The sequence below is a fragment of the Micromonospora sp. KC213 genome (assembly GCF_004348325.1).
GTDB lineage: Bacteria > Actinomycetota > Actinomycetes > Mycobacteriales > Micromonosporaceae > Micromonospora.
The window spans coordinates 1-6,945 of the sequence record NZ_SMKF01000237.1; the positions used below are offsets into that span (position 1 = coordinate 1).

7 protein-coding genes are annotated in these 6,945 nt (G+C 71.6%); 4 read left to right on the top strand and 3 right to left on the bottom strand.

From position 1 onward, the window contains the following. Positions 1–331 precede the first annotated feature (331 nt). Together E1166_RS28305 and E1166_RS28310 are read left to right on the top strand one after the other, a co-directional pair. A complete protein-coding gene (locus tag E1166_RS28305; protein ID WP_132342939.1) occupies positions 332–1,714 on the top strand; it encodes an FAD-binding oxidoreductase in 1,383 nt (460 codons plus the stop codon). Next, positions 1,711–3,051, top strand: coding sequence for a class I SAM-dependent methyltransferase (locus E1166_RS28310; protein WP_132342940.1), 1,341 nt, complete (start codon positions 1,711–1,713; stop codon positions 3,049–3,051). The genes E1166_RS28305 and E1166_RS28310 overlap by 4 nt, the downstream gene beginning before the upstream one ends. Positions 3,052–3,337: 286 nt before the next feature. Here the strand turns inward: E1166_RS28310 and E1166_RS28315 are convergent, their stop codons facing one another. From E1166_RS28315 to E1166_RS28325, 3 genes are all read right to left on the bottom strand, one after another. Further along, a complete protein-coding gene (locus E1166_RS28315) occupies positions 3,338–4,219 on the bottom strand; it encodes a formate/nitrite transporter family protein (protein WP_132342941.1) in 882 nt (293 codons plus the stop codon). Positions 4,220–4,494: 275 nt separating this feature from the next. Beyond that, complete coding sequence (locus E1166_RS28320) at positions 4,495–5,712, bottom strand: sigma-70 family RNA polymerase sigma factor (protein ID WP_132342942.1); 1,218 nt, start codon at positions 5,710–5,712, stop codon at positions 4,495–4,497. A gap of 5 nt (positions 5,713–5,717) precedes the next feature. Then, positions 5,718–6,041, bottom strand: a complete 324-nt coding sequence (locus E1166_RS28325; RefSeq protein ID WP_243706476.1) for a YciI family protein — start codon at positions 6,039–6,041, stop codon at positions 5,718–5,720. Positions 6,042–6,293: 252 nt separating this feature from the next. On the opposite strand from E1166_RS28325, the gene E1166_RS28330 reads away from it, so the two are divergent. Both E1166_RS28330 and E1166_RS28335 read left to right on the top strand, forming a co-directional pair. Then, on the top strand, positions 6,294–6,587 hold the full coding sequence (locus tag E1166_RS28330; protein WP_132342943.1) for a hypothetical protein: 294 nt from the start codon (positions 6,294–6,296) through the stop codon (positions 6,585–6,587). Positions 6,588–6,628: 41 nt separating this feature from the next. Continuing rightward, on the top strand, positions 6,629–6,862 hold the full coding sequence (locus tag E1166_RS28335; RefSeq protein WP_132270904.1) for a zinc-ribbon domain-containing protein: 234 nt from the start codon (positions 6,629–6,631) through the stop codon (positions 6,860–6,862). The last annotated feature ends 83 nt before the right edge of the window (positions 6,863–6,945 follow it).

Sequence of the window (6,945 nt, forward strand, 5' to 3'; positions counted from 1 at the left end):
GGATTCCTCGCCGCCGCCGAGCACGCCGGTGGCGAAGAAGACCCCGAGCAGGATGCCGACCAACCCGACGGCGAGCGCGACCCGCAGCAGCGGGTCCCGGGGCAGACCCGGGCGGGTGGCCCGGCGGCCCGCGTAGACGGTGCCGGACGGGTCTCGGGGTGCGTCGGGAACGGGCATGAGGGCATAGTGACCCACCGGCCGGCGTGACGGCCACCCGGCCCGCGCGGCGGTGACCAAATCGACGCCGGCCGTCGGCCCGCCTGCCCAGGTCCGGCCGCGACACAGCGATTGTGGAGCCCCACCAACCGGGCGCGGAGCGTAAAGTGATCTCATGCGCGCACTGCGTGATCATGATCGGGCGGTGGTGACATTGCGGCGGTCGTACGCGGCCGTGCCGCCGGGGCAACCCGTACGCCTCGCCAAACGCACCTCCAACCTATTCCGTCCCCGGGCCGCGGTCAGCGCGCCCGGGCTGGACGTCTCCGGGCTCGACGGTGTGCTCGCCGTCGACCCGGACGCCCGCACCGCTGACGTGCAGGGCATGTGCACCTACGAGAACCTCGTGGACGCCACCCTGCCGTACGGGCTGATGCCGCTGGTCGTGCCGCAGCTGCGCACGATCACCCTGGGCGGTGCGGTCACCGGGCTGGGCATCGAGTCGACGTCGTTCCGCAACGGTCTGCCGCACGAGTCGGTGACCGAACTGGACGTGCTCACCGGCGCCGGTGACCTCGTCACCGCCCGCCCCGACGGGGAGCACGCCGACCTCTTCGCCGCCTTTCCCAACTCGCTGGGCAGTCTCGGCTACGCCACCCGGCTGCGCATCGAGCTGCAACCCGTACGCCACGCGGTGGTGCTGCGCAACGTACGGTTCGCCCGGCTGGAGGAGCTGACCGACGCCGTCGGCGAGGTGATCCTCAAGGGTGAGTGGGAGGGCCAGCCGGTCGACGCGATGGACGGGGTGATGTTCAGCCCCGGTGAGGCGTACCTGGTGCTGGCCACCTTCACCGACGACGCGCCCCGGCTCAGCGACTACACCGGCCAGGACATCTACTACCGTTCGCTGCGCCGGCGCACCCGCGACGCGCTCACCGCGTACCACTACCTGTGGCGCTGGGACACCGACTGGTTCTGGTGCTCGTCGGCGTTCGGCGTGCAGCATCCGGTCATCCGTCGGCTCTGGCCGGCCCGGTGGCGGCGCAGCGACGTCTACCACCGGCTGGTCCGCTTCGAGCACCGGCACCAGGTGGCGGCCCGGGTGGACCGGTTTCGCGGGCGGCCCGCCCGGGAGCGGGTGGTGCAGGACGTGGAGATCCCACTGGAGGGAACCGCCGATTTCCTGCGCTGGTTCGCCCGGCACGTGGGGATGAGCCCGGTCTGGCTCTGCCCGCTGCGGCTGCGGGAGCCGGCGGGGCCGGGTTCGGCGCGGGCCTGGCCGCTGTATCCACTGCAACCGGGGCGCAGTTACGTGAACGTCGGGTTCTGGGGCAGTGTGCCGATCGCCGAGGGTGCGGCGGACGGCGACGTGAACCGCTCGATCGAGCGGGCGGTGTCCGAGGCGGGCGGTCACAAGTCGCTCTACTCGGACGCGTACTACGACCGGGAGGCGTTCGACCGGCTTTACGGCGGGGACGTCTGGCGTGCCGTGAGGGACCGCTACGACCCGGATCACCGGCTTACGGGACTGTACGAGAAGGCGGTAGCACGAAGATGAGCCTCACCGATCGGGAACAGGGCGCGGCGGCCACGCCGGCCACGCCGCCGGGGCGTCGGCGTCCGGGGACGACCGTGGCGGACGTGATCCGCGCGGTCACCGCCGGGGGCCTGCCGGTCCGGATCACCGGGTACGACGGCAGCGCGACCGGCCCGGCCGACGCCGGGATCACCCTGGCCATCCGCTCCGAGCGAGGGCTGTCGTACCTGCTCACCGCGCCGGGCGACCTGGGCATGGCGCGGGCGTACGTCAGCGGCGACCTGGGGCTGGAGGGGGTGCACCCGGGCGACCCGTACGAGGCGTTGCGGGTGCTCAGGGACGGGCTGCGGCTGCGGGTGCCGTCGGTGGCGGAGGGGCTGGCCCTGGTTCGCGGGCTGGGCTGGGAGCGACTGCTGCCGCCCCCGCCCCCGCCGCAGGAGGCGCAGCCGCGCTGGCGGCGGGTGATGACCGGGCTGCGCCACTCCCGGGTCCGGGACAGCTCCGCCATCGCCCACCACTACGACGTGTCGAACGCCTTCTACGAGAAGGTGCTCGGCCCGTCGATGACGTACACCTGCGCGGTCTACCGCAGCCCCAGCGACTCCCTGGAGCAGGCGCAGGCGGCCAAGTACGACCTGGTCGCCGGCAAGCTGGCGTTGCGGCCGGGGATGCGGCTGCTGGACGTCGGGTGCGGCTGGGGCGGCATGGTCCGGCACGCGGCCCGCGAGTACGGCGTGCGGGCACTCGGGGTGACCCTGTCCCGGGCGCAGGCGCGGTGGGCGCAGGCGGCGATCGAGCGGGAGGGCCTGACCGGGCTGGCCGAGGTGCGGCACCTGGACTACCGGGACGCCCCGCGGGAACAGTTCGACGTGATCTCCTCGATCGGGCTGACCGAGCACATCGGGGTGCGTAACTATCCGGCGTACTTCGGGGCGCTGCGGGAGCGGCTGCGTCCGGAGGGCCGGCTGCTGAACCACTGCATCACCCGGGCCGACAACCGCGCCCCACACCGGTCCGGCGCGTTCATCGACCGGTACGTGTTCCCGGACGGCGAGCTGGCCGGGCCGGGCCGGCTGATCGGTGAGATCCACGACGCCGGGCTGGAGGTGCACCACGAGGAGAACCTCCGCCAGCACTACGCGCTGACGCTGGCCGCCTGGTGCCGCAACCTGGTGGAGCACTGGGACTTCTGCGTGGCCGAGGTGGGTGAGGGTCGGGCCCGGGTCTGGGGGCTGTACCTGGCCGGGTCACGGCTGGCCTTCGAGACCAACGGCATCCAGTTGCACCAGGTTCTCGCCACCCGCAACGGGACGCAGGGCGTGAACAACTACCCCCTGCGTCCCGACTGGACGCCATGAGCCGCTGAGGTGGGCCACGCCGTGAGGCGTGGACGAAGGCCGCGCCGGGTGTGGCGCGGCCTTCGTCGTAACCATTGACAACGAATCACCTGCGAGCTGGACGGCTCCGACGGGAAGACCAGGCGCCGCTACCACGAGGTGGCCGACTGGCAGCCGATCTGGGTGGAGGAGGACATCCCCGCCGGTGCCTGACCGCTGCCGGTGTGGGGCCACGGCCCACACCGGCGTGCGTCACCGACACCCGCGAACCGGTGTCCGTCGGTCCGACCCGCGCCGGACGGCGTACTCACCTGGTCGGGACGCGGACCTCCGGCTGCGTCGCCACGCGCTTCGAAGCGGCGGCGGGCGCGGAGGAAGCAGGTCGGTTTCGGGTCGTGCCGGTGCGGGCGTGGGTCGCGTACACGGTCAGGCCCACGAAGGTCAGACCGCCCACCAGGTTGCCGATGACGGTCGGGATCTCGTTCCAGACGAGGTAGTCCATGACCGAGAAGTCGCCGCCGAGCATCAGTCCGGACGGGAACAGGTACATGTTCACGACCGAGTGCTCGAACCCCATGTAGAAGAAGACCAGGATGGGCATCCACATGGCGATCACCTTGCCGGAGACGCTCGTCGACATCATCGCGCCGACAACGCCGGTGGAGACCATCCAGTTGCACAGGACGCCCCGGATGAAGAGGGTCAGCATGCCGGCGGCACCGTGTTCGGCGTAGCCGACCGTACGACCTTCGCCGATGTTGCCGATCGCCTGGCCGACGTCGTTCGGTTCGCCGGTGAAGGCGAAGGTGAAGGTCACGGCCATCATGAGGGCGACGGTGAGCGCTCCGGCGAAGTTACCGACGAAGACGAGACTCCAGTTGCGCAGCACCGAGCGGAACCGCACGCCCGGACGTCTGTCTATCAGTGCCAGGGGAACCAGGGTGAACACGCCGGTCAGGAGGTCGAACCCGAGTAGGTACAGCATGCAGAACCCGACGGGGAAGAGGATGGCGCCGACGACGGGCTCACCCGTCTCCACGGTGACGGTGACGGCGAACGCCGCGGCCAGGGAGAGGATCGCGCCGGCCATGTACGCGCGGATCAGGGTGTCCCGAGCGGCCATGAAGACCTTCGCCTCGCCCGCGTCGATCATCTTGACAGCCAGGTCTCCTGGCTTCACGTACGACATGACGTCGCTCCTTCCACGATGGACCTGGTAGGGCAGCGGGGCCTGTCGGACCGTGGCGAGCCCGGTGGTGGACCGATTCTGTGAACCCCGGATTCCCGCCGTGTTGCGAAGGGTAGTTGATCCGATCACGTTCAGCTCACCGTCTACGACTCCGAATTGGCGCAAGGCGTAACGTATTCGTAACAGTGGGTGTGGCCCGGGTGGAGGGCGGCGCCGGTTTGCCGGGTCCGCGCCGGCCCGGTCGCCGACGCCGCCCCGGCCAACAGACCCGGCGCCTACGGCCCTGTGGCTGTCAGCGACACGGCACGCCGGAGCAGGGCCTCTCGTTCCGAATCGGAGTCCACGAGGGCGGCAGCGGCCCGAAACAGCGTGCTGGCACGGGCCGGGTCGCCGATGCGGGCGGTCAGCTCGGCCTCGGCGGCGAGCGCGGGCGGGTAGCCGTCGAGCGCCCCACCCTCCCGGGCCTTCGCGAGCAGGGTCAGCCCCGCCGCCGGCCCGCGCGCGTAGCCGTAGGCCACCGCCCGGTTGAGCCGGACCACCGGGGTGGGGCGGATCCGGGCCAGCGCGTCGTACCACCGGGCGATGGCGGCCCAGTCGGTGTCCGCGCCGGTCGCGGCGGTGGCGTGGGCGGCGGCGATGCGGGCCTGGAGAGCGTACGGGCCGTCATGGCCGGCGCGGTCGAGCACCGCGAGCCCCTCGCTGATCGCCGCGTGGTCCCAGCGGGAGCGATCCTGCTCGTCGAGGGTGAGCAGGTTGCCGTCGTAATCGCGGCGGGCCGCCCGGCGCGAGTTCTGGAACAGCAACAGCGCCAGCAGGCCGGCGACCTCCGGCTCGGCCGGCATCAACCGGTCGAGCAGCCGGGTCAGGCGGATCGCCTCGTCGGCGAAGGCGGGTTCGCCGTCGGCGTCGTACCCCCGGGTGAACAGCAGGTAGAGCACGGCCAGCACGCCCGGCAGCCGCTCGACCAGCGCGGACCCGGTTGGCACCCGGTACGGTACGCCGGCCGCGGCGATCCGGGCCTTGGCCCGGGTGATCCGTCGGGTCATCGTGGATTCGCTGACCAGGAAGGCCCGGGCGATGTCGGCGGTCGGCACCCCGGCCACCGCGCGCAGCGTCAACGCGACCCGGGCATCGAGGGCCAACGCCGGATGGCAGCAGGTGAAGATCAGCCGCAGCCGGTCGTCCACCACGTCCCCCTCTCCACCCGGCGTTGGCGCCGGATCGGTGAGCAGCGCCAGCTCGTGCAGCTTGCGGCGCTCCACCGAGGCGCGGCGCAGCACGTCGACGGCCCGGTTCCGGGCGGCCGTCACCAACCAGCCGCCCGGATTGCCGGGCATCCCGTCGCGGGGCCAGCGCTCCAGTGCCGAGACCAGTGCCTCCTGGGCGCAGTCCTCGGCGAGCGTCCAGTCGCCGGTGAGCCGGATCAGGGTGGCGACGATCCGCGGGTACGCCTCCGCGCCGGCCACGGCGACGGCCTCCGCCGCGTCGGTCACCGGGGTCAGCTGATCGGGTCGAAGGGACGCAGCTCGATCCGTCCCGCGTAGGCCATCGGGTGCGCGCGGGCCACCTCGATCGCCTCGTCCAGATCCGCGCACTCCAGGATGTCGAAACCGGCGATCACCTCCTTGGTCTCGGTGAACGGCCCATCGGTCAGCAGCAGCTCACCGTTGCGGACCCGGACCGTGGTGGCCGCCGACGGCGGGGCCAGCCGCTCACCGAGCAGCCGCTGACCGGCGGCGTCCCGTTCGGCGACCCACCGTTCGATGTCTGGCGCGGCCGTCGGGTCGGCGTCCGGCTCGGTGTCGGTGCAGGCGAACATCATGAACTTCATCGTCGGGCTCCTCGGTGTCGTGGTCTCATCAGGGTGACGAACGCGAGGGCCGGATCCGGACACTCCCAGGCGAGGAATTCCCGCTGGCCTGGTCCGGGCTGGCCGCCTCGTCGGAGGATGCCCGAGTGGTCGCCGCGTGACGAGATCCCACCGGTCCGGCGGGTCCACCGGTTCACCGGCCGGCACAGGTGGATCATGTCATCGTCACCCCGACCGGCGAGGCGGTTACCGAGGAGGCCAGCGATGCCCGGCAACGACTGGAAGGGTGTCGTCAACCAGATCCTCTACGGATTGATCTTCACTCGGGTACTGGACGAGGCCGCCGCGGGCCGGATGGCCGACGCCATGGTCGAGCGGCGGAACCTCGTGGCCGGCCCGCGCGTCTACGCCGCGGCGATCGCCCAGGCCCGGCGGCACCGCGGTCCGCTCACCGACGAGCTGCCGACGCCGCACGGGGAGGATGAGTTCCGGGTCTTCCTGGAACTGCTCGCCACCCAACTCGACGCCCGCCGCCCCTGGCGACGGACCATTTCCTGAGATCCGGGATACAACCGTCGCCGGTGGGGTACAGGCGGGCGATGTTCTTCATCTTCGGACTCCGCACGTCGGTGAGCCGGTCAGGTGTGGCCAGCGCCGTCTGCCGCAACTGCGGCAACCTGGCCGCACAGGTGATCACCCGCCGGTCCACGAAGTTCACCCTCTTCTTCATCCCACTGATCCCGGTGCGGATCCGCTACGTGCAGCAGTGCTCGTTCTGCGGCGCCGAGTACGCCATCTCGAAGGACGAGGCGCGTCGCCTCGCGGTCGGCTGAGGCGATGGCACGCTTCCTCTGCTGGCTGATCGGCCGGCAACCCGTCGAACCGGCGGTGGCGCCCGTGCACACGGTGTCCCGCC